24 protein-coding genes and 2 pseudogenes are annotated in these 24,699 nt (G+C 72.0%); 17 read left to right on the forward strand and 9 right to left on the reverse strand.

The window, feature by feature from the left end:
* The first annotated feature begins 53 nt into the window (after positions 1-53).
* On the forward strand, positions 54-848 hold the full coding sequence (locus ACEPPI_RS06050) for an MBL fold metallo-hydrolase (RefSeq protein ID WP_373914185.1): 795 nt from the start codon (positions 54-56) through the stop codon (positions 846-848).
* 30 nt (positions 849-878) lie between these two features.
* Here the strand turns inward: ACEPPI_RS06050 and ACEPPI_RS06055 are convergent, their stop codons facing one another.
* Positions 879-1,655, reverse strand: a complete 777-nt coding sequence (locus ACEPPI_RS06055) for a MerR family transcriptional regulator (protein ID WP_373914186.1) — start codon at positions 1,653-1,655, stop codon at positions 879-881.
* A 310-nt stretch (positions 1,656-1,965) separates the two neighbouring features.
* Here ACEPPI_RS06055 and ACEPPI_RS06060 point away from each other — a divergent pair, with 310 nt between their 5' ends.
* On the forward strand, positions 1,966-3,108 hold the full coding sequence (locus ACEPPI_RS06060) for a serine hydrolase domain-containing protein (RefSeq protein WP_373914187.1): 1,143 nt from the start codon (positions 1,966-1,968) through the stop codon (positions 3,106-3,108).
* A 110-nt stretch (positions 3,109-3,218) separates the two neighbouring features.
* Here ACEPPI_RS06060 and ACEPPI_RS06065 read toward each other — a convergent pair whose 3' ends face one another.
* Positions 3,219-4,082, reverse strand: coding sequence for a helix-turn-helix transcriptional regulator (locus tag ACEPPI_RS06065; RefSeq protein WP_373914188.1), 864 nt, complete (start codon positions 4,080-4,082; stop codon positions 3,219-3,221).
* 138 nt (positions 4,083-4,220) lie between these two features.
* Here ACEPPI_RS06065 and ACEPPI_RS06070 point away from each other — a divergent pair, with 138 nt between their 5' ends.
* The 6 genes from ACEPPI_RS06070 (at position 4,221) to ACEPPI_RS06095 (ending at position 12,484) form a co-directional block, all read left to right on the forward strand.
* Positions 4,221-5,000 carry an NAD(P)H-dependent oxidoreductase gene (locus tag ACEPPI_RS06070; RefSeq protein WP_373914189.1) on the forward strand — a complete coding sequence of 260 codons (780 nt, stop codon included), beginning with the start codon at positions 4,221-4,223 and terminating at the stop codon, positions 4,998-5,000.
* Positions 5,001-5,191: 191 nt separating this feature from the next.
* The gene (locus ACEPPI_RS06075; protein ID WP_373914190.1) at positions 5,192-7,099 is read left to right on the forward strand and encodes an ABC transporter ATP-binding protein; all 1,908 of its coding nucleotides are present in this window, start codon (positions 5,192-5,194) and stop codon (positions 7,097-7,099) included.
* Positions 7,096-7,281 (forward strand): hypothetical protein, encoded by a 186-nt coding sequence (locus tag ACEPPI_RS06080; protein ID WP_373914191.1) that lies wholly within the window; start codon positions 7,096-7,098, stop codon positions 7,279-7,281. The genes ACEPPI_RS06075 and ACEPPI_RS06080 overlap by 4 nt, the downstream gene beginning before the upstream one ends.
* A gap of 97 nt (positions 7,282-7,378) precedes the next feature.
* Positions 7,379-8,701, forward strand: a complete 1,323-nt coding sequence (locus ACEPPI_RS06085) for a UDP-glucose/GDP-mannose dehydrogenase family protein (RefSeq protein ID WP_373914192.1) — start codon at positions 7,379-7,381, stop codon at positions 8,699-8,701.
* Positions 8,702-9,300: 599 nt separating this feature from the next.
* A complete protein-coding gene (locus ACEPPI_RS06090) occupies positions 9,301-11,379 on the forward strand; it encodes a transglycosylase domain-containing protein (protein ID WP_373914193.1) in 2,079 nt (692 codons plus the stop codon).
* A gap of 142 nt (positions 11,380-11,521) precedes the next feature.
* The gene (locus ACEPPI_RS06095) at positions 11,522-12,484 is read left to right on the forward strand and encodes a hypothetical protein (RefSeq protein ID WP_373914194.1); all 963 of its coding nucleotides are present in this window, start codon (positions 11,522-11,524) and stop codon (positions 12,482-12,484) included.
* A gap of 17 nt (positions 12,485-12,501) precedes the next feature.
* Here ACEPPI_RS06095 and ACEPPI_RS06100 read toward each other — a convergent pair.
* Positions 12,502-12,612: pseudogene (locus ACEPPI_RS06100) on the reverse strand (phosphotyrosine protein phosphatase); the annotation flags it as partial.
* Between the two features lie 90 nt (positions 12,613-12,702).
* On the opposite strand from ACEPPI_RS06100, the pseudogene ACEPPI_RS06105 reads away from it, so the two are divergent.
* Together ACEPPI_RS06105 and ACEPPI_RS06110 are read left to right on the forward strand one after the other, a co-directional pair.
* Positions 12,703-13,016: pseudogene (locus ACEPPI_RS06105) on the forward strand (ArsI/CadI family heavy metal resistance metalloenzyme); the annotation flags it as partial.
* Positions 13,017-13,084: 68 nt separating this feature from the next.
* Positions 13,085-13,693: a DJ-1/PfpI family protein gene (locus tag ACEPPI_RS06110; protein ID WP_373914195.1), complete on the forward strand. Its 609-nt coding sequence runs from the start codon at positions 13,085-13,087 to the stop codon at positions 13,691-13,693.
* A 119-nt stretch (positions 13,694-13,812) separates the two neighbouring features.
* Here the strand turns inward: ACEPPI_RS06110 and ACEPPI_RS06115 are convergent, their stop codons facing one another.
* Both ACEPPI_RS06115 and ACEPPI_RS06120 read right to left on the reverse strand, forming a co-directional pair.
* Positions 13,813-14,238, reverse strand: a complete 426-nt coding sequence (locus ACEPPI_RS06115) for a secondary thiamine-phosphate synthase enzyme YjbQ (RefSeq protein WP_373914196.1) — start codon at positions 14,236-14,238, stop codon at positions 13,813-13,815.
* The gene (locus ACEPPI_RS06120; protein ID WP_373914197.1) at positions 14,235-14,846 is read right to left on the reverse strand and encodes a TIGR03086 family metal-binding protein; all 612 of its coding nucleotides are present in this window, start codon (positions 14,844-14,846) and stop codon (positions 14,235-14,237) included. Before ACEPPI_RS06120 ends, ACEPPI_RS06115 begins: the two co-directional genes overlap by 4 nt.
* A gap of 166 nt (positions 14,847-15,012) precedes the next feature.
* Here ACEPPI_RS06120 and ACEPPI_RS06125 point away from each other — a divergent pair, with 166 nt between their 5' ends.
* Both ACEPPI_RS06125 and ACEPPI_RS06130 read left to right on the forward strand, forming a co-directional pair.
* Positions 15,013-15,909 carry a hypothetical protein gene (locus ACEPPI_RS06125; protein ID WP_373914198.1) on the forward strand — a complete coding sequence of 299 codons (897 nt, stop codon included), beginning with the start codon at positions 15,013-15,015 and terminating at the stop codon, positions 15,907-15,909.
* 65 nt (positions 15,910-15,974) lie between these two features.
* Positions 15,975-16,550 carry a hypothetical protein gene (locus ACEPPI_RS06130; protein ID WP_373914199.1) on the forward strand — a complete coding sequence of 192 codons (576 nt, stop codon included), beginning with the start codon at positions 15,975-15,977 and terminating at the stop codon, positions 16,548-16,550.
* Between the two features lie 66 nt (positions 16,551-16,616).
* On the opposite strand, the gene ACEPPI_RS06135 is transcribed toward ACEPPI_RS06130, so the two are convergent.
* Positions 16,617-17,657 carry a glycoside hydrolase family 26 protein gene (locus ACEPPI_RS06135; protein WP_373914200.1) on the reverse strand — a complete coding sequence of 347 codons (1,041 nt, stop codon included), beginning with the start codon at positions 17,655-17,657 and terminating at the stop codon, positions 16,617-16,619.
* Between the two features lie 217 nt (positions 17,658-17,874).
* Between ACEPPI_RS06135 and ACEPPI_RS06140 the strand changes: the two genes are divergently transcribed.
* Positions 17,875-18,156, forward strand: a complete 282-nt coding sequence (locus ACEPPI_RS06140; protein WP_373914201.1) for a hypothetical protein — start codon at positions 17,875-17,877, stop codon at positions 18,154-18,156.
* Positions 18,156-18,749 (forward strand): hypothetical protein, encoded by a 594-nt coding sequence (locus ACEPPI_RS06145; RefSeq protein ID WP_373914202.1) that lies wholly within the window; start codon positions 18,156-18,158, stop codon positions 18,747-18,749. The genes ACEPPI_RS06140 and ACEPPI_RS06145 overlap by 1 nt, the downstream gene beginning before the upstream one ends.
* Positions 18,750-18,878: 129 nt before the next feature.
* Here the strand turns inward: ACEPPI_RS06145 and ACEPPI_RS06150 are convergent, their stop codons facing one another.
* Entirely contained in the window at positions 18,879-19,832 is a 954-nt protein-coding gene (locus ACEPPI_RS06150; RefSeq protein WP_373914203.1) for a phospholipase, read from the reverse strand.
* Positions 19,833-20,339: 507 nt separating this feature from the next.
* On the opposite strand from ACEPPI_RS06150, the gene ACEPPI_RS06155 reads away from it, so the two are divergent.
* The gene (locus ACEPPI_RS06155) at positions 20,340-21,737 is read left to right on the forward strand and encodes a hypothetical protein (protein ID WP_373914204.1); all 1,398 of its coding nucleotides are present in this window, start codon (positions 20,340-20,342) and stop codon (positions 21,735-21,737) included.
* A 36-nt stretch (positions 21,738-21,773) separates the two neighbouring features.
* On the opposite strand, the gene ACEPPI_RS06160 is transcribed toward ACEPPI_RS06155, so the two are convergent.
* Positions 21,774-22,631: an alpha/beta fold hydrolase gene (locus ACEPPI_RS06160; protein WP_373914205.1), complete on the reverse strand. Its 858-nt coding sequence runs from the start codon at positions 22,629-22,631 to the stop codon at positions 21,774-21,776.
* 186 nt (positions 22,632-22,817) lie between these two features.
* Between ACEPPI_RS06160 and ACEPPI_RS06165 the strand changes: the two genes are divergently transcribed.
* The gene (locus tag ACEPPI_RS06165; RefSeq protein WP_373914206.1) at positions 22,818-23,282 is read left to right on the forward strand and encodes a 2OG-Fe(II) oxygenase; all 465 of its coding nucleotides are present in this window, start codon (positions 22,818-22,820) and stop codon (positions 23,280-23,282) included.
* A 160-nt stretch (positions 23,283-23,442) separates the two neighbouring features.
* Positions 23,443-23,979 (forward strand): hypothetical protein, encoded by a 537-nt coding sequence (locus ACEPPI_RS06170; protein WP_373914207.1) that lies wholly within the window; start codon positions 23,443-23,445, stop codon positions 23,977-23,979.
* 144 nt (positions 23,980-24,123) lie between these two features.
* Here the strand turns inward: ACEPPI_RS06170 and ACEPPI_RS06175 are convergent, their stop codons facing one another.
* Entirely contained in the window at positions 24,124-24,540 is a 417-nt protein-coding gene (locus ACEPPI_RS06175) for a hypothetical protein (protein WP_373914208.1), read from the reverse strand.
* Positions 24,541-24,699 lie beyond the last annotated feature (159 nt).

Raw genomic sequence — 24,699 nt, forward strand, 5'->3', positions numbered from 1 at the left:
ACGGCTACCTTCATCTCACGGTTCATCCGAATCTATCCGTGAGGTGTTCTCTCGTGTCCGCTGCGCCCGCATCGACCGACCATTTCCCCGTCCGCGTCCTCGGCGGCCCGACCGCCCTCTTCGAGTACGGCGGCCTGCGCTTCCTGACCGACCCGACGTTCGACGGCCCCGGCGACTACCCGGTACCCGGCACGACGCTCACCAAGACCGCCCCCTCCGCCGCCGCCCCCGGCGACCTCGGCGCCATTGACGTGGTCCTGCTTTCGCACGACGAACACCCCGACAACCTCGACCACTCCGGCCGGGCCCTGCTCGCCGACGTGCCGCTCACCCTCACCACCCCCGGAGGCGGAAAGCGCCTCGGTGGGAGGGCCAAGGGCCTGGCCGACTGGGAATCCGTCGAGCTGGACCGCCCCGGTGGCGGCACGGTCACCGTGACCGGCGTACCCGCCGTACACGGACCCGGGGCGCGCGAGGAGGTCGAGCCGGTCGTCGGCCAGGTCGTCGGCTTCGTCCTGACCGGCGAAGGCCTGCCCACCGTCTACGTCAGCGGCGACAACGCATCGCTCGACGCGGTCAAGGAGATCGCCGGGCGCTTCGCCCGGGTGGACACCGCCGTGCTCTTCGCCGGAGCCCCCCGCTTCCCGGTGCGCTTCGACGGCCGCCTGCTCGTCCTGGACAGCGCCCAGGCCGCCGAGGCCACCCGGATCCTCGGCGCCCGTCGCGTCGTTCCCGTCCACTGCGACAGCTGGGCCCACTTCACCGAGGGCCACGCCGAACTGGAAGCCGCGTTCACCGCCGCCGGATTGGCCGACCGCCTGGACCCGGACTGGCGCCGGCCCGCCTGAGCCGGACGGGGTTCGTGCGCGGTACGGCCCTCACTGACGCGGGACGTCGATGCCGGCCGCGCGCAGGTTCGCCTCGACCAGGGCGTTCAGCCGCACGAGGGCGGGCGACCGCTCTTCCCGGTGGTGGTTGACCAGCCCGTAGCGGGAGGCGGTGTCGGACCGGCTGCGGAACCCGTCCGGCATCGCCAGCCGCTCGCGCTCGGCCAGCAGCCTGTCGGCCAGCTCCGACGCCAGCGCGTCGATCCGGGGGTCGTCCGGATCCCAGGACATCGCCTCCCAGCCGCGCTGGGTCAGCTCGATCCATCCGGGGTCGTCGAGCCACCGTTCGAGCTGGGCGAGGAAGCTGTCGAAGACCTCCGGTACCAGCGCCCGGGCCAGCACCAACGCCTCCCGCTGCGTGGCCGCGTAGTCGGCGCCGAACCCGAGACCGGCGAGCCGGTCCAGGACCGCGCAGGCCCGGTCGGGCAGCAGGGCCCGGTCGCCGTGGGCGAGCCGGTGCAGTGTGTCGCGCCGCGCGGTCAGGTCTTCGATCTGTTCGGTGAGCCGACGGCGGACGTCCTCCAGGGTGGCGGCGAACCGCTCGGGACCGGCGTCGATCAGCCCACCGATCTCGGCCAGCGGTATGCCCGCCCCGGCCAGCGTCCGTACCTGGACCAGCCGCAGCAGGTCGGCCGACCCGTAACGCCGGTAGCCGGAACCGTCGCGTTCCGGCTCGGCGACCAGGCCGAGCCGGTGATAGTGCCGCACCGTCTTGATCGTGACGCCGACGTACGCCGCCGCCTGACCGATCGTGAGCCCGTCTGCCATCGGCTCGGTGCACCTCCGGATCGTAGGTCTCGCCCGGGAGCGGGCGTGCTCGCCGGTGGCCCGCACGCCCGCCTCGCGGTCATGGGCCGCGGGCGGTCCCAGGGGCGAGGGTAGCGCGCATCCGTTCGGACCCCGTCACCCCTTGCGACCGGTGCCGGTTGCCTCAAGGGTCGGACAGGGCTTGAGGTTGACCCTGGGTCAGGGTGCACGCTCCTCGCATGGCCGCTTCGACGGGGCCGGTGGCCGTCAGGGTCACCGCCGCGCCGCCGAGCCGTGCCGGACACCTGCTTCCGAGAGACGAGGAACGACCATGAACGAGTCCCTCCACACCGTCGAGACCGCCGCCGCCGGGCCGGATCGCCCCGAGCTGCGCGAGGCCATCCAGGAGATCGTCGACTCCGGTTTCGCCGGAATGCAGCTGCGGGTGAACGACGAGCGGGGCGAATGGGCCGCCGCCGCCGGGGTGCGCGAGCTGGGCGGGGCGGCCGGGCCCCCCGCCGACGGGCACTTCCGGATCGGCAGCATCACCAAGACCTTCACGGCGACCCTGGTGCTGCGGCTGGTCGCGGAGGGAAGGATCGGGCTGGACTCACCGGCGGACGACCACCTGCCCGGCTTCGGGCTGGACCGACGGATCACCGTACGGATGCTGCTGCAGCACACCAGCGGATTGTTCAGCTTCACCGGGGAGGTCTACGACGACGGGACGGTCGTGCCCGGTGGGGTCCCCGGGATCGGCAAGGAGTGGATGGAGAACCGGTCCCGCACCTACCGGCCGGAGGAGCTGGTACGGCCCGCGCTGTCCCGGCCGGCGCGGTTCGAGCCGGGGACGGACTGGAGCTACTCCAACACCAACTACGTACTGGCCAGGCTGCTGATCGAGAAGGTCACCGGCCGTCCCTACGCCGAGGAGATGCGCCGGCTGGTGCTGGATCCGCTCGGGCTGACCGGCACCGTGATGCCGGAGGCCTCACCGGAGATCCCCGAGCCGCACGCCCACGGCTACTACGGGTACGAGGATGCCGGCCGGTGGACGGTGGCCGACACCACCCGCTTCAACCCCTCCTGGATCTCCGCCGCCGGTGACATGATCTCGACCACCCGGGACCTGCACACCTTCTTCTCCGCGCTGATGGGCGGCAGGCTCCTGCCGGCCCCGCTGCTGGCCGAGATGCGCACGCCGCACCCCAAGATGGGCTACGGCCTGGGGGTGTTCGTGGAGAAGACGGACGACGGCGGCACCATCTTCCAGCACAACGGCGGCTTCTGGGGCTGGGCGGCGCTGATGTACAGCACCCCCGACGGCAGCAGGACCCTGACCGGCTCGGTGACCTGCGGGGACGCGGAGCTCGACCTGGCCGCCACGGTCCGGACGTTCGAGAAGGTGAAGCAGCGGCTCGTCAAGGAGGTCTTCTGCGACGGGCGGACCGCGCCGGATCGGCCGACGGACTGAGCGCGGCAGGACGGCGTACGCGGTACGCGATACGTGGAACGCGGAGCTCCGCGGCCGGGCCGGGCCCCGCCGCGGGGTCCCACGCCGGCCGGAGGGCGGGCGGCGTCGGGTCACTCGCGGAGCCGGGCGTTCGCCGGGGGATGCGACGCTTCGCCGCTGTCCGCGCCCAGGCCCTCGCCCAGGCCCGCGAGCAGGCGCAGCCCGTCCTCGGCGGGGCTGCCGGGGGCCGCGGACAGGACCAGCAGTTCCACTCCCGATTCGTCCGGCAGCGCGAAGTTCTCCTGGTGCAGTTCCAGCAGTCCAACCAGCGGGTGCCGGTACGCCTTGCGTCCGTGCGTACGGGCGCGCACGTCCGCGCGGGCCCACAGGCGGCGGAAGCGCTCGCTGCCCATCGCCAGCTCGCCGACGAGCGAGGCCAGTCGGGGGTCCTCGGGGTACTTCCCGGCGGCCAGGCGCAGGTGCCCGACCACGTCGAGGGTGCATTTCTCCCAGTCCGCGTAGAGGCCGCGCTCGTCCTCCTCCAGAAAGATGTGCCTGGCGATGTTCAGGCCCGGCAGCGGCCGGCCGAAGAGCAGCCCGGCGAGGCGGTTCCCGGCGAGCACGTCCAGACGGTGGTCCATGATCAGCGCGGGTGCGCCGGTGACCAGGTCGAGGACGCGCAGCAGTTCCGGCCGGACCCGCCCGCCCGGCGACTTCGCGCGCCGCCCGCGCTGCCGGGCGAGCCGGCAGAGGTGCCCGCGTTCGGTCTCGTCGAGGCCGAGGACGCGGGCGAGCGCGTCGAGGACCTGATCGGAGGGCTGGGTCGCGCGGCCCTGCTCCAGGCGCACGTAGTAGTCGACGCTGACTCCGGACAGGTGCGCGACCTCTTCGCGGCGCAGCCCTTCGACCCGGCGGCGGCTGTCGACGGGTATGCCGACGGCCGCCGGGTCGACCCGGGAACGCCTGGTCCGCAGGAAACCCGCAAGATCGTCCATGTCCCCAGTATGGCCTCGGAGATGCCCGTGAGGGTGGCCCTGCCGATACCAGGAACCCCGGTCCGATGGAAGAGGAGCCCCTGAACGCCGGGCGCCGCGTCGCCCAGGATCGAAGGCATCCGATCCGAAGGAGTTCCCGTGAAGACGCTGATCGTCCACGCCCACCCCGAGCCGAAGTCGCTCAACAGCTCGCTCAAGGACCTCGCCGTGTCCACCCTGGAGGCCGCCGGGCACGAGGTGCGGGTGAGCGACCTGTACGCGATGGACTGGAAGGCGGTCGTGGACGCCGCGGACTACGGCCCCGCCGCGTCGAGTCCGCTGAAGGTCGCCCTGGACTCGGGCCGGGCCTTCGACGCCGGGACGCTCACGCCGGACGTCCTCGCCGAGCAGGAGAAGCTGCTGTGGGCCGACACGATCATCTTCCAGTTCCCGCTGTGGTGGTACGGCATGCCCGCGATCCTCAAGGGCTGGGTGGACCGGGTGTTCACCTACCGCTTCGCGTACGGCGTCGGCGAGCACAGCGACACCAAGTACGGCGAGCGCTTCGGCGAAGGCACCCTCGCGGGCAGGAGGGCCCTGCTGTCGGTGACCGTCGGCGGGCCGGAGTCGCACTACTCCGCCCGCGGGATCAACGGCCCCATCGACGACCTGCTGTTCCCGATCCACCACGGCATCCTCTACTACCCGGGCATCGAGGTGCTGCCGCCGTTCGTGCTGCACGCCGTGGACAGGATGACGGACGAGGAGTACGCGCCGGTCGCCGAGGCCTGGCAGCGGCGCCTGCTCACCCTGGAGTCGACCGAGCCGATCGCGTTCCGAAAGCAGAACTTCGGCGACTACGAGATCCCCTCGCTGCACCTGAAGGAGGGTCTGGAGCCCGCCGGCCGCACGGGATTCGGGCTGCACGTGCGCGGCTGACCGCCGGAGCCGGCCGCACCGCAGGAGCGCAGCGGCCGTAGGCCTCCCGTTGAGACCCGGGACCGGTCCTGGGCCCACGGACGACAGGCACGGACGGTGACACCTTCGGGTGATCGCCGTACCGGGGTCTTCCGAACGATCCGTTCCGGAAGGAGTCTTGACCCTCCCCCTCACTCACGGAGGCGTATCCGATGACCGGCGAGGACAGTGGAGTACGGGCGGACGAGGAGATCGACTTCTCGTGGGACGGCGACACCCGCTGGGAGGCGGCGAAGTACATCACGCTGCGCCACATGGCCCGGCGTCTCCCGCACCTGATGAAGCGCTCCCTGTCGATCGCCTGGCGCGTCGACCGGGCGTCCGTGGCCGGGCTCCTGGCCTGCCAGGTCGTCTCCGGCATCGCGGCGGCCCTGGGCCTGTTCGCGACCACCTCGACGATCACCGCGCTCATCTCCTCGGGGAACATCACCGACCGGCTGTGGCAGGCGTGGCCCTCCGTCGCGGTGCTCGCCGCCGCGGCCGGGATCAGGGCCACCCTCTACATCGTGGTCACGTGGCTGTCCTCCCGCATCTCGCCCCTGCTCCAGCAGGAGTACGAGCTGATGCTGCTCGACGCGGCCACCGGCAGCGAACTCGCCGCCTACGACAGCCCCGGCTTCAAGGACCGGTGGGACAACGCCGAACGCGGCGCCGTCGTCTCCAAGGACATCATCGAGGAGGGCCAGGACCTCCTCGCAGCCCTCGCCTCCCTCCTCGCCGGCGCCGTCGTCCTCGGCACCCTCCACCCCCTCCTCCTGCCGTTCCTGGTCCTCGCGAGCCTCCCCCAGGGCATCGCCCAGGTCCACAGCGCCCGCGTCACCTACCTGGCCGCCGTGAAGACGACCGGCCACGGCCGCATGATCGGCGTCCTGCGCTGGCACCTCGCCGACCGGCACTCCGCCGACCAGATCCGCGCCGGGACCATGGCGCCCTTCCTCCTCGGCAAGTACCGCCACCTCACCGACCGGGTCACCGCCGTCCACCGCCAGGCCGTCACCGAAGGCGCCCGCATGGCCTTCCTCGGCGCCCTCGGCGGCGGCCTGGCCTCCGCCGTCGTCTGGGGGGTCCTGGTCGCCCTCCTCGCCACCGGCCACCTCACCGTCGCCGCCGCCGGAACCGCCGTGCTCGCGCTGCGCACGGTCACCGGCTCGGTGCAGGGCGTCGTCCGCAACGCTGCCATGATCTTCCGTACCGGCATGTACATGGACGACTGGTCGACGTTCCTGGAGGAGACCGGCGGCTACCGCCTCACCGCCGGGGAGGCCGTCCCCGGCGCCCCGCGCGAGATCCGCACCGAGAACCTCGTCTACCGCTACGAGGGCGCCGACCGCAACGCCCTCGACGGCATCGACTTCACCGTCCGCACCGGCGAGATCGTCGCCCTGGTCGGCGAGAACGGATCCGGCAAGAGCACCCTCTCCAAGCTCCTCACCCGCCTCCACCTCCCCACCGCCGGCACGGTCACCTGGGACGGGCACCCCACGACCGCGCTCGACCCCCACGCGGCCTGGAAGCACGTCTCCCTCGTACCGCAGGACTTCTCCTGCTGGCCGATGACCGCCCGCGACAACATCACCCTCGGGCAGCCCCGCAGCGACGACGAGAAAGACGTCTGGGAAGCCGCCGCCGCTGCCGGTGCCGACGAGGTCGTGCACGAACTCCGCGCGGGCCTCTCCACCCTCCTGGCCCGCGAGTGGCTCAACGGCGCCGAACTCTCCGGCGGCCAGTGGCAGCGCGTCGCCCTGGCCCGCGCCTTCTACCGGCCCGCCGCCCTCCTGGTCCTCGACGAACCCACCTCCGCCCTCGACCCCCGCGCCGAACACCGCATCTTCGCCAACCTGCGCCGGGCCGCCCGTGACCGCGCCGTGGTCCTGGTCACCCACCGCCTCGCCAACGTCGCCGTCGCGGACCGCATCGTCGTCCTCGACCACGGCCGGGTCGTCCAGGAAGGCACCTTCGCCGAACTGTCCGGGGCGGAGGGACTCTTCCGCGAGCTCCTCGAACTGCAGAACGACCGCACCGTCCCCGGCCAGCGCACCCGGAAGGAGACCACCGCGTGATCGCGACGCCGCCCGGCCGGCTGCCGCCCGCGCAGTACGTCGAGACCGTCGCCCGCTCCACCTCGTACGCCTGCCTGTACTTCACCGACACCCTCGGCCGGCCGGTCCGGCTCCGCGCCGCCCGCCAAGAATCGGTTTTCCCGCTGACCTCGACCGACGACCCGGCTCCGCAAGCGGTATGACTTCTCTCCGGTGGACACCCGGTGCCGGGGAACAGCAGTAGCCTCTGCGCCAGTTCCCCGGCCCTTCGGGGCCGACGCTCCAAGGAGAGGGTCAGGAATGCGCGTTTCAGTGATCGGCTGCGGCCACCTCGGCATCCCGCACGCGGCGGCGATGGCCGAACTGGGCCACGAGGTCATCGGCGTCGACGTCGACCGGGCCAAGGTCGACCGGCTCAACGCCGGCGAGTGCCCCATCTACGAGACCGGCCTGCCCGAGCTCCTCGTCCGCCACACCGGCGGCGGGCGCCTGCGGTTCACCACCGACATCCGCGAGGCCGCCGACTTCGCCGAGCTGCACTTCATCGGTGTCGGTACCCCCATCGACGCCGACGGCCGCTCCTACGACACCGCACAGGTCTACGGCGCGATCCGCGGGCTCGCACCCCACCTGGGGCGGCCGTGCACGATCGTCGGGAAGAGCACGGTCACGGTCGGCACCACCAGCCAGGTCACCGCCCTCGCCCAGCGCCTGGCTCCCGCCGGTGAACGCGTGGAAGTGGTGTGGAACCCCGAGTTCCTCCGCGAAGGCCATGCCGTCGAGGACACCCTCCGCCCCGACCGCCTCATCGCCGGCCTCACCACCGCCGAGGCCGAGAAGGCGATCCGCACCGTCTACGCCCCCATCCTCGACGCGGGCGTACCCCTGTTCGTCACCGACCCCCAGACCGCCGAGCTCGCCAAGGGAGCCGCGAACACCTTCCTGGGCCTGAAGATCAGCTACATCAACGCCGTCGCCGACATGTGCGAGGCCGCTGGCGGCGACATCTCGCAGATCGTGGAGATCCTCGGCATCGACTCCCGCATCGGCAGCGGCGGCATGCACCCGGGCATCGGCTACGGAGGCGGCTGCCTCCCCAAGGACGTCCGGGCGTTCACCGCCTCCGCCCGCCGGCTCGGCGTCACCGGGGCAGCCGACCTCCTGCGCGCCGCCGAGAAGATCAACGAAACCCGCACCGACGTCGCCATGGACCTCATCGTCCGCGCCCTGGGCGAGCGCCCCCTCAAGGGCGCCCGCGTCACGGTGTGGGGAGCGGCGTTCAAGCCCGGCACCAACGACGTCCGCGAATCCCCGGCCCTCGCCCTCGCCCACGCCCTCCAGCAGGCCGGCGCCGCCGTCACGGTCCACGACCCACAGGCCGTGCCCACGGCCGTGATCCGCAACCCGGAGCTCGACTACGCCGACGACCTGCCCGCCTCCCTCGACGGCGCGGACCTCGTCGTCCTGGCCACCGAATGGCCCGAATACCGGCAGGCCACCCCCGAGGCTCTCGTGGACCGCCCCGCCAACCCCCTGATCGTCGACTGCCGTACCACCCTCGACCCCGCCCCCTGGCGCACCGCCGGCTGGACCGTCCACCAGCTCGGACGCCCCGGCAAGTAGATCGGGCGCCGACGGCGCCCCGTCGTCGGCCGACCTCCGGGCACAGGACCGTCAGTCGGCTGCTGCCGAGCGCTTGCATGTCCGCAGCCGGCGACGCCAGCCTGGCCGTGCGCCGGAGGCCGGTGCGGCGGGATCCGGCGACGGGACGGGACGGGGCCTTCCCGCTGCTCGACGATGCGCTCGCTGCCGGCCCGCCGCCGCCCACCGCCTGCGGAAGGGTCGCCCCGCGGCCCTTCATGTTCACCACGATGGTCAGGATGCTGCCCGAGGCGCCCCCGTACCCGGTACTCCGACTGGGAGCGGTACGCACACTTCCGCAGCATGATGCGGTGGAGCCGATGGCGCGCGCGGCCAGGGGGAGACGCGGCCAGGGGCAGAGGGGCCGTCCGTCGCCGCCGATCGTCGCTACCTCACATCAAGCCCCCGGCCCAAACCGAGATCAAACGGACGAGTTGACGATCCGCCACTCCTCGGGCCCCGGGCCGGATATGAAGATTTCATGAACGGCCCAACCCCGAAGGGGGTTTGATCATCTTCTCGGTCGATTCCGTCACCGCCCCCGAGGTGACGGTTCGCGATCGAGGAGGTCCGCATCCCCCATGAGGCTGCCCCGCAAACACCGCGCGGACCGAGGTGCCACGGACGAAACCGGAAGCCCGGAGCGGACGGAAGGCCCGAAACGCACGCGGCGCGCCGCCGGCCGGGCGAAGAGCCGCAGGAGAGCGGCCCGGAAGGCGCGTCGCCGCCTCATCGACTTCCCCAGGCGCGGCCGGCGGGGATGGCGGCGCTGGACACCGTCCTGGAAGCTGACCTCCGGCCTGTTCCTGCTCTTCTCCGGCGCCCTCGCCGCCCTCTTCACCGCCGTCTACCTACAGGTCCGGATCCCGGACCCGCACGACTCCGCGCGCCGACAGGCCACCCTCTACTACTGGGCCGACGGCAGCCGGATGGTGAGCGTCGGCGATGTGAACCGGCAGGACGTGAAGCTCGACCAGGTGCCCGAGTTCGTCCAGCACGCCGTCATCGCGGCGGAGAACGCCGACTTCTACACCGACTCCGGGGTGTCGGTGACCGGCATCGGCCGCGCCGCCGTCAACATCGTCAAGGGCGAGGAGACCCAGGGCGGCTCGACGCTCACCCAGCAGTACGTGAAGAACACGTATCTGAGCCAGGACCAGACCGTCCAGCGGAAGATCAAGGAACTCTTCCTGGCCCTGAAGGTCAGCAACCAGCGGCCCAAGACGGAGATTCTTGAGGGGTACCTCAACACCTCTTGGTTCGGCCGGGACGCGTACGGCATCCAGGCGGCCTCGTACGCGTACTACGGCATCCCCGCCCATGAGCTCAACCCCAGCCAGGGCGCCCTGCTGGCCGCTGTCCTCAAGGGCGCGGAGAGCTTCGACCCGTCCCTCGGCGCCGAGAACCGTCAACGCGCCGAGGACCGCTGGAGCTGGATCCTGGACCGTCAGGTCGCAACGGGTTCGATGAGTGCCCAGGAACGCGCGAAGTACACGGTGTTCCCCGAGCCGAAGTCTCCCGTCAAGCCGACCAGCCAGGCCGGGCAGATCGGCTACCTCGTCGACATCGCCAACAAGTACCTCAAGAGCCGCGGCGGGATCACGGACAAGGATCTGGCCGGTGGCGGCTACAGCGTCCACACGACCTTCGAGAAGGACAAGGTGCTCGCGCTGACCAAGGCCGTCGAGCAGGTGTGCGCGGAACGACTGGATCCGAAGAAGCGCGCGGAGGACCAGTACGTGCAGGTCGGCGCCGCCTCGATACGGCCCAAGGACGGGGCGGTCGTCGCGGTCTACGGAGGCTCCGACGCGATCGAGCACTTCACCAACAACGCGGACACCTCGGGCGTGCCCGCGGCCTCGGCGTTCAAACCCTTCGTGTACGCCGCCGCGATGGAGAAGGAGCTCGAAGACGGGGAAGGGTCCGCCGAGGGCGCTGACCAGGGCCAGGACCGGGGCCAGGACCAGGACCCCCTGAAACCCAGGCCGACAGAGCCGCCGAAGGCGTCCACGAACCTCCACTCGGCCCTGGTGAACTCCGACCACACGCCGTTCGTGGAGAGCGGCAAGAGGATCGGGCTGAAGAAGGTCAAGGAGCTCGCGGTCGGGGCGGGACTGCGTGAGGAGAGCATGGCCAAGCTGGAGCCGACCTTCTCGATCGGTACCTCCACCCCCAGCGCCGTGCGGCTGGCCAGCGCCTATACGACCTTCGTCAACCAGGGCCGGGCCACCGAACCCTACTCGGTGGTCAAGGCCGAACGGAACGGTGTCGCGGTGGAAGGCCTGGGCCACCCCAAACCGCGGCGGGCCATGAGCTCAGAGGCGGCCTCGCGCGTCGGCGCGGCGCTCCGCCAGGTGAGCTCGAACGCCGTCGGACCACCGAAGGGCTGGGGGACCAGCCCGCCGTCCTGGGCGGGCAAGACCGGTCCGAACGACCGTATGAACTCCGCCTGGTACATAGGCGCCACGCCGGAACTGAGCACCTCGGTCGCCATGTTCCGTACGAAGCCCGACGTACCGCGACTGCTGCCCATGCAGGGTGTCGGCGGCCCCGATTCCGAGCGGGGCAGCGCCTTCCCGCCGCTGATCTGGAAGGCCTACAACGAGGTGGCGACGCCCGCGCCGCAGCACCCGGCGGACGGACCACAGGACCGCCCGTGACGGCCTCTTAGCGCGGGGCGCCCTCCGGCGCCGGCCGGTCCGGGGACGCGACCGACACGACCGCGCCCCCGGCCGATCCCCCCGCCGACGGCCGTGCCGACCCCGCTCGTCGGGTGTCCGAGCCGGTCGTTAACCTCGGCGCATGATTCCTGACCGGCCTCTGAAGGTCATCACCCGTCACCGCGACGGACGGATCCACGCCTACGTGATCGACTCCGAGGCCCTCGGGACGCTGGAGCCCGCCGCGGTGTTCCGGCCGCCGGACGGCGACGAGGTGGTCGCGTCGGCGGTCCGGCCCGATCTGGAGCGGGTCGTGTACACGACGCTGAACCGCGTCGTCTGCCTCACGCGCGCCGGTGACCCGCTGTGGGCGTCGGACTTCGAGCCGCACTCCGACGTACGCCACGGCCACCGGCCCGGCTGCGCGCTGTCCCTGGACGGCCGGACCGTGTGGGTCTACCGGCCGGACGCGATGGCGGGACGCGGGGGCGGGGACCAGTGGGTGGTGTACGACGCCGACAGCGGGGCGGTCCTCGCCCGCCGGGAGCTGGAGACGGTGGGGCACGGGGCCGGCCACCACGTGCACCCCGTGGACGGCAGCATCTACCTCGATGTCGGGGAGGGCCAGGACGGCTCCGTCGTGTTCCGGGGCACGACCGGAGCCGACGGAGAGGTGGAGTTCGTGGCGTACCCGTGGGGGGACCGCTGTCTGATCGACCTCGCGCCGGTCGGGGAGCAGTTCATGACCGTCGACCACGGGCAGGAGGACGTCGCCTTCCACCGCCACCCCGACGGCGAGGTCCTCTTCACCCTCCCCGTCGAGGCCTTCGGGTACGACCCGGAGGAGACGTTCGTGGAATGGGGCGGCGGCTACCTGACCCCGGACACCGCCGTCGTGGTCCTGGGCGGTGAGACCCAGGATGAGGAGGAGTGGTTCCGTTACCACCTGGTCGACGTGCGCACGGCCACCGTCACCGGTGAGATCGCCGTCGAGGTGACCAGCCCCTACGAACTGGTGCCCCTGGGCGACGGCTCATGGCTCACCGGCGGCCCCGTTCGCTGTTCCCCGGCCACCGGCACGGACCCGGTGGTCCCGCTCCCGTAACCCCGCTCTCTTCGGCGGCAGGCGTCGCCGCAGCCCATCGTGATCACGACGTCGGAGGACCGCACCGCCTTCACCCTGAGGACCTTCGGAATCTCGGAGGAGATGTCGATGCCGGCCTCGACCGCCGCCCGGCGGGCCAGGGGCGCCGGGGTGCTCACGTACCCGCTTTCGCGGGTGCGGCGGGGATCTGGAGCAGGGCGGACAGTTGGGCCAGGGCCAAGCTCGTCCTGATCGAGGGCGAGGCGGACGAGCCCACCGCCTCGACCACCTCGGCGTCGAGGTCGCCACCACCGAGGAGGTCACCGCCGCCACGACCCGCCTGAAGGAGGCGGGGCTGGCCACCTTCGAGGAGAACGACACCTCCTGCTGCTACGCCCTCCAGGACAAGGTCTGGGTGACCGGCCCCGGCGAGGAGCCGTGGGAGGTGTACGTCGGCAAGGCCGACGCCGCCACCCTCGGCAAGAGCGCCGACGCCGCGCCGCAGGCCTGCTGCGACACGCAGACGGGCGGAAGGAAGGCCACCGGCCGCTGATTGGCCCTCGACCCGCAGCCGTGCAGCGGGGAGGCTCAAGATCCGCCACCGTACGTCAGGGAGTCGTGATGCAGGTAGCCGTGGTCACTTTCGACGGGTTCAACGAGCTCGACAGCTTCATCGCCTCCGCGCTGATCAACCGGTGCCGCAAGGACGGCCTGGAGGCCTTCATCACGACGCCGACACCGGTGGTCACGTCCATGGGCGGCGTCGAGGTGACGGGACAGCGCCCGATGGAGTTCGTGACCGAAGCCGACGTCGTGCTGATCGGCAGCGGAGTGAAGACGCGGGACGTGGTCGCCGACGACCGGCTGATCTCCAGGCTGGTCCTGGACCCTTCGCGACAGCTGATCGGCGCGCAGTGTTCCGGCGCCCTGGTGCTGGCCCGGCTCGGATTGCTGGACGGCATGCCGGCCTGCACCGACATGACGAGCCGGCCCTACGTCGAAGCCTCCGGCGTCACCGTGCTGGACGCGCCGTTCCACGCGGAGGGGAACATCGCCACGGCGGGCGGTTGCCTGGCGTCCCAGTACCTGGCCACCTGGGTGGTCGCCCGGACGCTCGGGGAGGACGCCGCGCGCGACGTCATCGACTACGTGGCTCCGGTCGGCGAGAAGCAGGAGACCGTCGAACGCGCCCTGCGCGCGGTCCACATGGGCGAGACCGCCCTGCGCTGACGCTCTGCGGGCCGCGCGTTGCGGCCGCGGGCGGGGGGTATCCGCGTCACGGGCGTCACCAGCGTCACCGGCGTCACGGCAGCCTGAGCAGGCCGGAGCAGGGCGGCGGCCGACGGTGGTCAGCAGCCGAGGAAGGACAGCCGGACCTCGCGGTGGGGATTGTCCCGGTTGGTGTCCACCAGGGTGACGGACTGCCAGGTACCCAGCCGCAGCGCACCGTCGATCACGGGGAGCGTCACATGGGGCGGGACCAGCGCGGGCAGCACGTGGTCGCGCCCGTGGCCGGTGGAGCCGTGCCGGTGCTGCCAGCGGTCGTCGGCGGGCAGCAGCGACCGCAGAGCGGCCAGGAGGTCGTGGTCGCTGCCCGCTCCCGTCTCGATGACGGCGAGTCCGGCCGTCGCGTGCGGTGTGAAGACGTTGAGGAGTCCGCTCCGGCCCAGTGCCACCTCTCCCAGGAAGGAGGCGCAGGCGGCGGTCAGGTCGTGGACGGTCTCCCGGTCCCCGGTCGTCACGTCCACGGTGCGTGAAACGAAGGCATCGCTCACGGCTCCGTCCTCCCCGTGAGCGGCGTCCAGGCCGGATCGCGCCCGCTCAGCCCCACTGCCCTGTCCAGCAGCGGAGCGTCGTCCGGTACGGGCACGACGGCTCCGAAGATGCCCCCGCCCCGGCTCTCGTCCTGCGCGGCAGCCAGCAGGAACTCGTACGAGGCGCGCAACGCGGCCTGATCGGGTACGTACTCCTGGCCGGTGGCCCTGGCCAGGTCCCAACCGTGGATCACCAGTTCGTCGACGGCCACCGCGGCCGCGACGTCGCCGGGCAGGTCCACGCCGCCCGCGCGGGTCATGCCGGTCCGGGCTGCCGGATCCCTCCAGGCTTCGGCCAGTTCGTCGAGGACCCGGGGGAGGTCCGCGCGCCAGGACGCGGACAGGGAGGGTGCGGCCGCACCGGGGGCCGTGGCCGTCGTGGGCCCCAGGTCCTTGCGGGCGGCGTCCCGGAAGGCGACGGCGAGGCCCGCGAGGTGGCCCAGCAGGTCAGCGACTGCGTACGCCGGGCAGGGCGTCCGGCCCCCGAGCCCGGTGTCCGGGACGCCCGCCACGAGACGGGCCACGATCCCGGCCTGCGGTCCGAGGCCGAGGGTCGTCGTATCGGTCATCTGCCGCTCCTCCGGGACGATGGGTCTGCAGGGTAGACCGGCGGCGAAGCCCGTCCTCGGCACAACGCGGTCCGAAGATTCACCCGGGCGGACCGGATTCCGGCCGGTGCCCGTCCCCCCGTATCTCGGATGTACGGGTCCCGGCGGCGCCGCCTACGCTCGGTGCGTGGGCCCCGTCGGACTCGCCCGCGTCGTACTGCCCGTCACAGCCCTGCCGTACGGGATCCTCGGCCTGCGGACCCGTCGGGGGTGGAGGTGGTGGCGGGTCGTCACCGGGCGGCGGGCCGCGCCGGTCGACCCCTACCACGCAGCCGCCGACCGCTGGTTGCTCGGGGACGACATCCAGGCCGCCGCTGCACGCCTGTTGCTCGACGGGCTGGCCACGGTGAACCACCGGGGCAACCTCGCCGTCACAGCGGCCGGCGCGGACCCGCAGGCCGACGCGGGCCACCGCGTGCCGGACGCGTTGCTCGCCGCCCTGCGCCGGCGCACGGCGCCCGTCGCCCTGGGCAACCTCGTATCGCGTGACGTCGAATTCGCCACCGCTCGGGCGGAGTTCCACGCCGCCTGCGGCAACCGTCTCCGGCTCCGGCGGCCGGTGATGCCCGGCGGGACCGACCGTCTGGCCACGCCGGCCGTGTGGGCTGCGTGGGCCGTGTGGGCCGTGCTGGCAGTGATCACGGTGACGACCGTCGCCCTGATCCGGACCGACCCCCACGGGCCGGTGGAGGGTACGGCGGCCACCGCGACCTGGTGTGCGCTGGTCGCCCAGATCGTCGTCCTCGTGGGGTACGGCAGGCCCCGCGACGCCCATCGCAGGGAGGCCGACCCGGGCGCAGCGCCGGCCCTCGGTGACGTGCATCCGGCGCTCACCGAGCTGGTGGCGCGCGACTCCCAGGCCGCGGCCCGGCTCCGGGTGAGCCGCCGACGGACCCGCCGCGGCCGCAACCGCGGCCGCCCCCGCGGCCCCCGCCACCCGGCCGTCGCCTCCCAGGCGATCAGCTCCCCGGCGATCGCCTCCCAGGCGAGCCCGAATGGCCGATCGCCGGCCGGCAAGGCCTGAGGAACCGTCACCGAAGGGAGTGTCCCCCTGGATCGAGGCACCTTCCGCACGCCGTGGACGTTGCGATGGTTGTGATCGAACTCAAACGTGTCATCGCCGTCCTCGCAGTAGCCCTCGTCGGCGCCGCGGCCCTCACCACACCCGGCGCAGCCGCCGACCGCGCCCCGTACGAGCCCACCCGCGCGGGCTCCCGCGCAGCGGGAGGCCCGGCTGCGCCGGACACGGCGACCGTCACGGAGGGGCAGGTCAAGGAGGTCGCGCCCGGGGGTGTGATCACGTACCCGAGCGTCACCAGCTGCCTCACCGTGACCGTACGGCTGGGGGACGGGGGTCTCGTCGGTGCTCACGCCAGCCTGTTCCAGGTACCCGGCGAACTGCGGTCCGATGAGATCCTGGCCGCGCTCAAGGATCGCGTCGGCAACCGCCGCGTGACCGCGGTCCAGGTCAAGGGGGCCGTCGGCGCGTGGCATCCGAGCTACTTCGTGAGGGCGATCGAGAGCTACGGCGAAGGGGAGCGGGTGGCGGTCCCGTCGGGCCCGGACGCCGAGGGGCTCGCCCGGGAAGTCTCGCGGGGGCTCGGCGCGTCCCGCACGCTCGTCACGGTCGAGGACATACCGGACGGGGATCAGATCCTCAGCTGACGTTCGCCGTGCGGGCACCTGCGCGCGAGCTCCCGCGCGCGAGCTCCGCCGCGCCGGCCACTCGCGTCACGAGCGCCTCGTCCGCACCTCACCGTCGGCGCCGAACGCCCGGCCGCGGTCCCCGTCGGCGGAGAGGAAGTCCCGGAACACCCCTGCGGAGCGCGGGTTCCGGGTGCACTGCCATACGCCGTGCGGGCAGTAGTCGGTGATGCTGTGGTAGAGCGGGCGGTGCTGCTCGATCCACTCCAGCATGCGCCCCATGTACTCGGGGTTGTCGCCGTTGCGGAACAGCCCCCACTCGGGGTACGAGATCTGCTTCCCGTGCGCCCTGGCGAAGTCGACCTGCTGCTGGAGTCCGTAGGGCTGGGTCACCTGCTCGTCGAAGGTGTGGCCGGGCGGCTGGTCGTAGCTGTCCATGCCGATGATGTCCACCACGTCGTCGCCGGGGTAGCACCTGGTCCAGGCGATCGCGTCACCACCGCGGTTGGGGGCGAAGTCGAAACGGAACCGCTGGCCCTCCACCGAACGCATGGCAGCCGCGATGCGCCGCCAGTACCTCTTCCAGTTCTCGGGGTCGGGCCGGCAGCGGTGGGTGTAGTCGAAGCCGTTCATCTCCCAGCCGAGCACGATCACCGTGTCCGGCACCCCGAGGCCGACCAGACGTTTCGCCAGCCGCCGGAAGTGGTGGTCGTACTCACCGCGGGCGCCGGAACGGATCAGCTCGGCGACGCGGGCGTCGGGGACGCCGCGCTCGTTGTGATCCAGCATGGGCACGTTCAGCACGAACAGCCGGTCGGGCTTTTCCCTGCGCCACCGCGCCCAGGTGCGCAGGGAATCGGGAGCCCCCTCGATGTTCGCCCATGTGTCGCCGGGCAGGTAGGTGTGGCCCGCGCGCAGCTCGGTGCCCCCGAGCCAGCCCGAGAGCTCCCGCATCCTCTCGACGCCCGGCGAGCCGTAGTGGAGGTACGCGCCCACCGCGACCCCTTCCGGGGATCCGTCGCCGGAACCCGCGCGCGGCGGCGTGGTGAGGGCGACCCCGGTGACGAGCAGGCCGGCGGCGATCGCACTCGTGCAGGCGCCCGCCAGGCGGCGGCCTCGACGGGACATGGTGCCTCCACGCGCTTCGGGACCCGGTGTCTCTCGCGCCGATATTAGGCATCCCATCCGACGAACGGCCCGTCCGATGGCCCGAAGCTGGGCCATTCGCGCTGTCCTGTCGCCCCTCCCGGGCCGACCGGGTGAAACGCGCGCACGCCGACGAGGCCGGGTTGTCGGGCGTCAAGGAATCCTTGACAAGTCGGCGATGTCAAGGTTTCCTTGACGCATGTTGATCTTGAATTCCAAGGTCCGGAGCCGGACCGCCCTTCCCGCCACCGCGCCCACGGCGGGCGCACTGCCGCTCGCCGTCATCCTCCCGGCCGTGACGGTGATGTTCGGCGACCGGTTCGGCACCGCCGGCACGGCCGCCCTGATCGTCGCCGGCCTCGCGCTCATCGCCTGCACCGCCGGCCTGGCCGCCCGGGCGGCGGCCCGCGACTCCGCCGAGCGGGCCCGCCGCGACGAGGAAGTCCTCGACGCCCTCGAACCCCTTGCCGGACTGCGCTGATGAGCGATGAACCGCTGCTCCGCCCGACGGAGATCGACCGGATCCGGGAGGGGATCGCCGCAGCCGTCCTCGGTGCACCCGAAGGGCTGGCCGACTCTCTCGAACACGACGCCCACGGGTACCTGCGTCTGGTGGACGCCTCGCGCGTCGGTGCCGAGGAGTCGAGTCGCCTCCTGCGTGAGGCCGTTCAGGGTGCCAGGGCCGCCGGGCACAGCTGGGACACGGTGGGCCGCGTCCTGGGGGTGAGCCGCCAGGCGGCCCAACAGCGCTTCTCGGGCAAAGCCGGGGAAGCGGGTTCGTCGGCACCGCCCGGCGAGGGATCGAATGCCCCCAAGCGCCGCACGCTCGGCGGGCTGACCGCGTTCGACGAGATGGCGGCCCTGGAGGAGGCCGGCCGCGACGGCTGGCACGTGGTCGGTTACGGCCCCTTCTACCATGAGGTGGAGGCGTCCTCCCATCCCTGGGAGCACTGCCGGGTCGCACTCCCTTCCGCCGCCCGGCACCGGCGGATGGAGTCGGAGGGATGGATTCCGGTGGGCGCGGGATGGTTCCCGTGGCGGTACTACAAGCGGCCCCTCAACCCCGGCACCTGAGGGGCTGCGGGATACGGGGTGCCGTGGGGAAGCGCCGTGCCGCCCGCGCCCGATCCGGTGATCCGGCGCGGTCGGTGCGAACCCGTGCGTCCGGCGGTGCCTCTGGCGGGCCGCCGGCGGCGTCCCGCTCTACCTGAACAGACGGTCGCCGGAGGTGGCCATGCGATGGGTGCCGCCGTGGCGGTTCACCCAGTCACGGACGAGGTTGACGGCGTTGGCGCACTGCCAGCTGTCGTCGTACTCGCGCACTCCGGTGAAGGCTCCGTAGCCCGCGATGATGCCGTCCACACGCCCGTCGCCCAGCAGTTTGTCGACGTACCAGGGGTCGTTGTACGTCGTGGTCCAGGACAGCGTGGCCGCGAGTCGTCCGGCGTCCCGGTCCCCGGCACCCTTCTTCAGTTCCGCGCACGTGTTGGAGGACGCTTCCGTGCAGTTGCCGAAGCCCTTGGTGATGTCGCTGTCGCCGTAGTCCATCACCCGGCGGCCGGCCGGGAAGCCGGAACCGGACCGGTTGAACGCGCCCCGGACCTGGTCGCGGGTGCCGGTCGACGTGATGCCCTCCAGGCTGCCGAGCCTGCCTTCCAGGCTCTTCCAGCCCCGGCCGCCGACGTCCGGGGTGCTGCCGCCGTGGTACTCGTAGAACCCGTAGAGCACCTGGATCCCGGCAGCCGTCAGCCGCTGCGCCTTGTCGCGCAGTCCGGCGACGCTGCACCCGCGGTTCTCCTGCTCTCCGCAGTAGTTGGGGTCCTTGATGTCCAGCCAGACCAGCGACAGCCGGCGCCCCGCGTTCGCGTTCGAGAGGATGCGGTCGACCATGCTGTCGAAGCCGGGGCCCAGCCGGTTGTCACCGGCCGAGGAACAGTCGTGATAGGCCCGCCATTCGTTCGGGTTCCACCATGCGCACACGTCTATCTCGATGCCGTTGGCACCGTGCTTGAGCGCGGCGTCCACGCCGGCCAGGGTGTCCACGCGGTGGGCGATGGCATAGATCGGGTGGCGCTGATCGGCTGCCGCTGCCGGGGTCGCGCCGAGCGCGGCGATACCGACGATCCCGCAGAGGGCGGCGACCAGCGCCCGTAACATCCTCGGTCCGCCGCCGCGCCTGAGGGCGGTGTTCAAGAACGTACTCCTTCGTGTCCGTCCGCTGAGCAGACGATCGATCCCGTCAAACCACATGGTGGCACGCGATGAATGCATGATGAATGAAGTTCGGTCGAAGGAGTTCCGGGGCGGGGCCGTTGCGCGGGGGAGCGTCAATTCCAACGGTGGCTGATTCACCCTCAAGTGGGACGGTCGCGCGAGGATTGACATGGGCTTTCGGTCATGACGGCGCGGGCGGGAGGGGGCCGGGAGGCGGGTGTGGTGGGGGCGGTCTGCCCCCGCCGCCATCGATGACGGCGCGGCGGGAGTCGCTGCGAGGGCGGATTCCGCAAACCCGCCGCGCGGGATTGGCCGAGCCCCTCCATTCGTCACTTTACGTGTTCAGTCGCATGCGATGCCCTTGCGGGAGTGTTCCGCTCCGCCAGGTCACTCGGCAGTCGGGGCCGACCGGCGGTGCGCTTCGGCAGCATCGATTCGAAGGGAAGAATCATGGCAACACCTCCCGCTCCGCTCCGGGTTGCCCTGGCCAACGGCAGCTTCGAGCAGCCCGTCGTCGCCGGTGTGGAGATCCTGCCGGACTCCTCGCAGACGCAGGCGCCCAAGCGGGTCCCGGGCTGGCTCACCACCGCCTCCGACCACAGGATCGAGCTGTGGCACTCGGGATTCCAGGGCGTTCCGGCGGCCGAGGGCACCCAGTTCGCCGAACTCAACGCGAACGAGGTCTCCACGCTCTACCAGGACCTGCCGACGACCCCCGGCTCCAAGCTGTACTGGCGGCTGTACCACCGCGGACGCCAAGGGGACGACACCATGGCGCTGGACATCGGCGCACCCGGCGCCCCGGCGGAGCAGCGGCGCTTCACCGACGGCAACACCGCCTGGGGTTACTACACCGGCACCTATACCGTTCCGGCGGGCCAGACGCTGACGCGCTTCGCGTTCCGTTCCATCTCCGCCGCCGGCGGGAACCGCGGCATCGGCAACTTCCTGGACGGCATCTTCTTCGGCACCGCCCCCTACGTGGTGCTCGACAAGATCGCCGTCCCCGCGGGGCCGCTGGAGGTGGGCGACGTCGTCACCTACCGCATCACCGCCAGGAACGAGGGCGGCGGCGCGGCGGAGAACCTCGCCCTGACCGACGCCGTTCCGCAGGGGACGACGTATCTGCCCGGCTCCCTGCGGATCCTCGACGGCCCGAACGCCGGGGCGAAGAGCGATGCCCAAGGCGACGATCAGGCGCACTACGACGGCCAGGCGAACAAGGTCGTCTTCCGCCTCGGCAACGGCGCCACCGCCGTGGACGGGGGCAGCCTGCCCAGTACCGAGACGGTGCCTGCCGGGACCACGGTCGAGTACCGGGTCACCATCGACCGCGCCGCCGGCGGCAAGCAGATCAGCAACACCGCGACCGCCTCGTACGAGAACCGGCTCGGCGACAGGCCGGAACCCCTGACGTCCACCTCCGACGAACAGGTCACGCAGGTCAAACCGGCCGCCGACCTGAACGTGACGAAGGCGGCCGACGCGACGACCGTCACGGTCGGCCAGACGGTGACCTACCGCGTCACCGTCCGCAATGCCGGTCCGAACGGTGCCACCGGCGTCACCGTCACCGACCGGCTCCCGGACGGCCTCGCCTTCCTGTCCGCCGACGGCCCCGGGACCTACGATCCGGCCACCGGGCTGTGGAGGCCGGGCGGCCTGGCCGAGGGAGCCACCGCCACCCTCGTGCTGCGGGCCAAGGCCACCAGGGCGGGCCTGATCGGCAACACCGCCACGGTCACCGCCAACGAGAAGGACCCCGACACCACCGACAACACCGACACCGTCAGCGTCTGCGTCGAACCGGCCCCCTCCTGCTGCGACCCCTGCGCCGGCCGGAAGTAGCCGCCCACCGGCCCGCGACGACCACCCCGCCCTCCCTCAGGAGACCGGCGGCCTGACGCCGGCTTCGGTGAGGAAGCCCACGAGCAGGGCGGTGACTTCCTCGGGGCGCTCCAGGGAGGGGAGGTGGCCGGCCCAGTCGAGTTCCAGGTGGCGCGCGTTCGGCAGGAGCCCGGCCAGGTCTACGGCGATCTCCCGGTGGTCGGCGAAGTCATGGGCGCCGGCGACGGCGAGGGTGGGGGCCGCGATCCCGGAGAGGTCGAACTCGGGGGCCGCCTGCCGGGTCTCCTGCGCCGCGTCCGACCCTTGCGACTCGTCGGCGGCCTCGGGCCGATCCGGCTCGGAGGCTTCGGCTTCGGCTTCGGCGGCTTCGGCCTCGGCGGCCAGCTGGACCTGGAAGGCGTGCCGCTGCATCTCGGCGACCGCCGCGCGGGTCTCGGCGGCGGCGTCGGGGCCGAGCCAGGTGTCGACGTTCAGGGCCACCGCGCCGTCGAGGTCGTCCGCGTTCAGCAGGGCGTCCTCCCGGGCGCCCCAGGCGCGGAGTTCGGCACTCGGCGCGCGGCCGGGGAGGCCGGAGGCGAGCAGGGCCAGGGCGGTGACCCGCTCCGGGTGGCGCGCGGCGGCGGCCAGGGCCAGCTTGCCTCCGTACGAAGCGCCGATCAGGGCGGCCCGCTCGATGCCGAGCGAGTCCAGCAACCGCCATACGTCCGCGACGGGGTCGTAGTCGCCCGCCTCCGCCGGGGTCTCGCCGAAACCGCGCAGGTCGGCGCGGACCACCCGGTACCCGACAGCCCGCAGGGCCTCCCACTGCGGGTCCCACATACGGCGGTCGCAGACACCGGAGTGGAGGAGGACGAGAGCAGGGCCCGAACCGGCCGCGTCATGAGAAAGGATCACGCCCCCGATCATGTCCGGCCGGAAGCCTTCGGCCAACCGGGAATCCGCCCGTCCGCCGTCCGCCCATCCCCCCGCGAGGAAGCAGGGACACCATGACCATGACCACACAGTCCGCCGACGTCGCGCCCGCGCCGCCGCGCGGGCGGTCCGGAACTGCGCCGGTCCCACGAGGACTTCCGGTTCGCCGTGCCCGAACTCACCGCGGCCATCGACGAGCTCCTCCCCGGGGTGGAGCGCACCCTTGCGGTCGACTGCCGCGACACCGAGTCCCTCTACGGCCTGAACGTCTACGGCGACGGCGACTTCTTCGTACCGCACCAGGACTCCTGGGACACGTTCCGCCCCGGGCGCGTGGTGACCTTCGTCTACTGTCTGCACCGCACGCCCCGTCCCTTCACCGGCGGTACCCTGCGCGTGTTCGACGGCGCGAGCTCTCTGCGTACCGGCGGGCGGCCCCTGGCCCGGGAGGACCGGGCCTGGAGGGACTACGAGCCCGAGCACGACGGCATCGTCTTCTTCCGCCCGACGACGTGGCACGAGGCGCGGAGGGTGCAGTGCCCCGGCGGGCAGCCGCGGGACTGCCGCTTCGCCGTCAACGGCTGGCTGACGCGCCGAGACGCCGACGCGGTCGCGGTGGTGCCGGGACTCTGACGCGGGGCCGCCCGCCGGGCGGACGTGTCCACCGGTCGATGGACAACCGGTCCATCGGTCGGTTGTCCAGATCCACCCCTCTCGGTCCCTAGCGTTGGAGTGGAAGATCCGGGAGAGCCGCGAAGCGCCCCCGCCACTCATCGAAACGAGGGGTTGCACCATGAGTCCGTTCCTGACCGCCTTGATCGCCAGCGGGGTGATCCTGGTCATCATCCTGTCCACCGACCTGGGTACCCGTCAGATCACCAACATGCGGCTGCTGCGCTCGATCATCGCGATCGCCGTCGTGCTCGCGCTCTTCGTCCGTTCGCTCCCCCTGGACGGGAACGACCCCTGGCTCCAGCTCGCCGGAATCGGCGCGGGAATCCTCTGCGGCCTGATCGCCGTACCGTTGCTGCCCGCCCACCGGGGCTCCGACGGCAACGTCTACACGCGGGGCGGCGCCGCCTACGCGATCCTCTGGACCTTGGTCTCCGCCTCCCGCGTGCTGTTCGCCTACGGTTCCGAGCACTGGTTCGGGCAGGACGTCATCATGTTCAGCATCGAGAACAAGCTGAGCGGGCAGGACGTCTACTCGAACGCCTTCGTGTTCATGGCCCTGGCCATGGTCCTCACGCGCACCGGCGTGATGCTCGTCAGGCGCCGTCGGCTGCAAGGCGCCCCGGCCTCGACGACCGAGAACTTCGTCGAAGCGTAGAACCGTTCCACGGTGGCGGCCTTCCGTACCCGGCCGGCCCGCAGACCGGCGGAACGGCGGAACGGCGGACCGGCGGAATGCAATGCGGCGGCGGCGTCGATGTCCCGGGCTTGACGGGCATCGGCGCCGCCGCCGCGCTGCCTTCTAGGGGAGGTCGTCGGGCAGGGTGAAGTGGGTGCCCCGGGCGGCGGCGTCGACGTGGACGACGTGGCGGCCCACGCGGACGGTCTGGGTGCCGGCCGCGGTCCAGGAGCCCGCGGGGCCGTCGCTGTCGGGCAGGGGCGTCCAGACTTCCAGGAAGGTGCTGCCGTCGAGGTTGGTGCCGGTTTCGATCATGCGGGTGCCCTCGGGCCGCAGGGTTCCGATGTCGTGGCCGGGGGAGCCCACGTCGTGGTGGAAGGTGACCTGCTCGCCGTCGTAGGAGGTACTCCCGGCGAAGCCGCGGCTGTCCGCGTACAGGGGGCCGGTCTGGAGCCAGACGACGTGCCCGGTCTCTTCGAGCGGGCCGCCGTCACGGCTGATTCCGGCGCGGAGCCACGCGCCACGGGTCGGTGCGTCCATGGGGCCATGGTGGCAGAGGTCCTGCCGTGCGCCACCCGTCGGCCAGTGAGTCGGCGGTGCGGGGACCAGTGCCGGGTGCTGGTCGGACCGGTTGTACGGCCCCTTAAGTATCTTGACGTCGAGATTAGTCTCGGGCAGGCTGACCGCCGGGTATCTCGA

The organism is Streptomyces sp. AB3(2024), from assembly GCF_041862025.1.
In the GTDB taxonomy this organism is placed as follows: domain Bacteria; phylum Actinomycetota; class Actinomycetes; order Streptomycetales; family Streptomycetaceae; genus Streptomyces.

Excerpts from the sequence above, each read along its gene's own strand:
- ACEPPI_RS06055 (WP_373914186.1), bottom strand. The coding sequence starts at position 1,655 with ATGGCAGACGGGCTCACGATCGGTCAGGCGGCGGCGTACGTCGGCGTC.
- ACEPPI_RS06060 (WP_373914187.1), top strand. The coding sequence starts at position 1,966 with ATGAACGAGTCCCTCCACACCGTCGAGACCGCCGCCGCCGGGCCGGAT.
- ACEPPI_RS06065 (WP_373914188.1), bottom strand. The coding sequence starts at position 4,082 with ATGGACGATCTTGCGGGTTTCCTGCGGACCAGGCGTTCCCGGGTCGAC.
- ACEPPI_RS06075 (WP_373914190.1), top strand. The coding sequence starts at position 5,192 with ATGACCGGCGAGGACAGTGGAGTACGGGCGGACGAGGAGATCGACTTC.
- ACEPPI_RS06085 (WP_373914192.1), top strand. The coding sequence starts at position 7,379 with ATGCGCGTTTCAGTGATCGGCTGCGGCCACCTCGGCATCCCGCACGCG.
- ACEPPI_RS06090 (WP_373914193.1), top strand. The coding sequence starts at position 9,301 with ATGAGGCTGCCCCGCAAACACCGCGCGGACCGAGGTGCCACGGACGAA.
- ACEPPI_RS06095 (WP_373914194.1), top strand. The coding sequence starts at position 11,522 with ATGATTCCTGACCGGCCTCTGAAGGTCATCACCCGTCACCGCGACGGA.
- ACEPPI_RS06110 (WP_373914195.1), top strand. The coding sequence starts at position 13,085 with ATGCAGGTAGCCGTGGTCACTTTCGACGGGTTCAACGAGCTCGACAGC.
- ACEPPI_RS06120 (WP_373914197.1), bottom strand. The coding sequence starts at position 14,846 with ATGACCGATACGACGACCCTCGGCCTCGGACCGCAGGCCGGGATCGTG.
- ACEPPI_RS06130 (WP_373914199.1), top strand. The coding sequence starts at position 15,975 with ATGGTTGTGATCGAACTCAAACGTGTCATCGCCGTCCTCGCAGTAGCC.
- ACEPPI_RS06135 (WP_373914200.1), bottom strand. The coding sequence starts at position 17,657 with ATGTCCCGTCGAGGCCGCCGCCTGGCGGGCGCCTGCACGAGTGCGATC.
- ACEPPI_RS06140 (WP_373914201.1), top strand. The coding sequence starts at position 17,875 with ATGTTGATCTTGAATTCCAAGGTCCGGAGCCGGACCGCCCTTCCCGCC.
- ACEPPI_RS06145 (WP_373914202.1), top strand. The coding sequence starts at position 18,156 with ATGAGCGATGAACCGCTGCTCCGCCCGACGGAGATCGACCGGATCCGG.
- ACEPPI_RS06150 (WP_373914203.1), bottom strand. The coding sequence starts at position 19,832 with ATGTTACGGGCGCTGGTCGCCGCCCTCTGCGGGATCGTCGGTATCGCC.
- ACEPPI_RS06155 (WP_373914204.1), top strand. The coding sequence starts at position 20,340 with ATGGCAACACCTCCCGCTCCGCTCCGGGTTGCCCTGGCCAACGGCAGC.
- ACEPPI_RS06170 (WP_373914207.1), top strand. The coding sequence starts at position 23,443 with ATGAGTCCGTTCCTGACCGCCTTGATCGCCAGCGGGGTGATCCTGGTC.
- ACEPPI_RS06175 (WP_373914208.1), bottom strand. The coding sequence starts at position 24,540 with ATGGACGCACCGACCCGTGGCGCGTGGCTCCGCGCCGGAATCAGCCGT.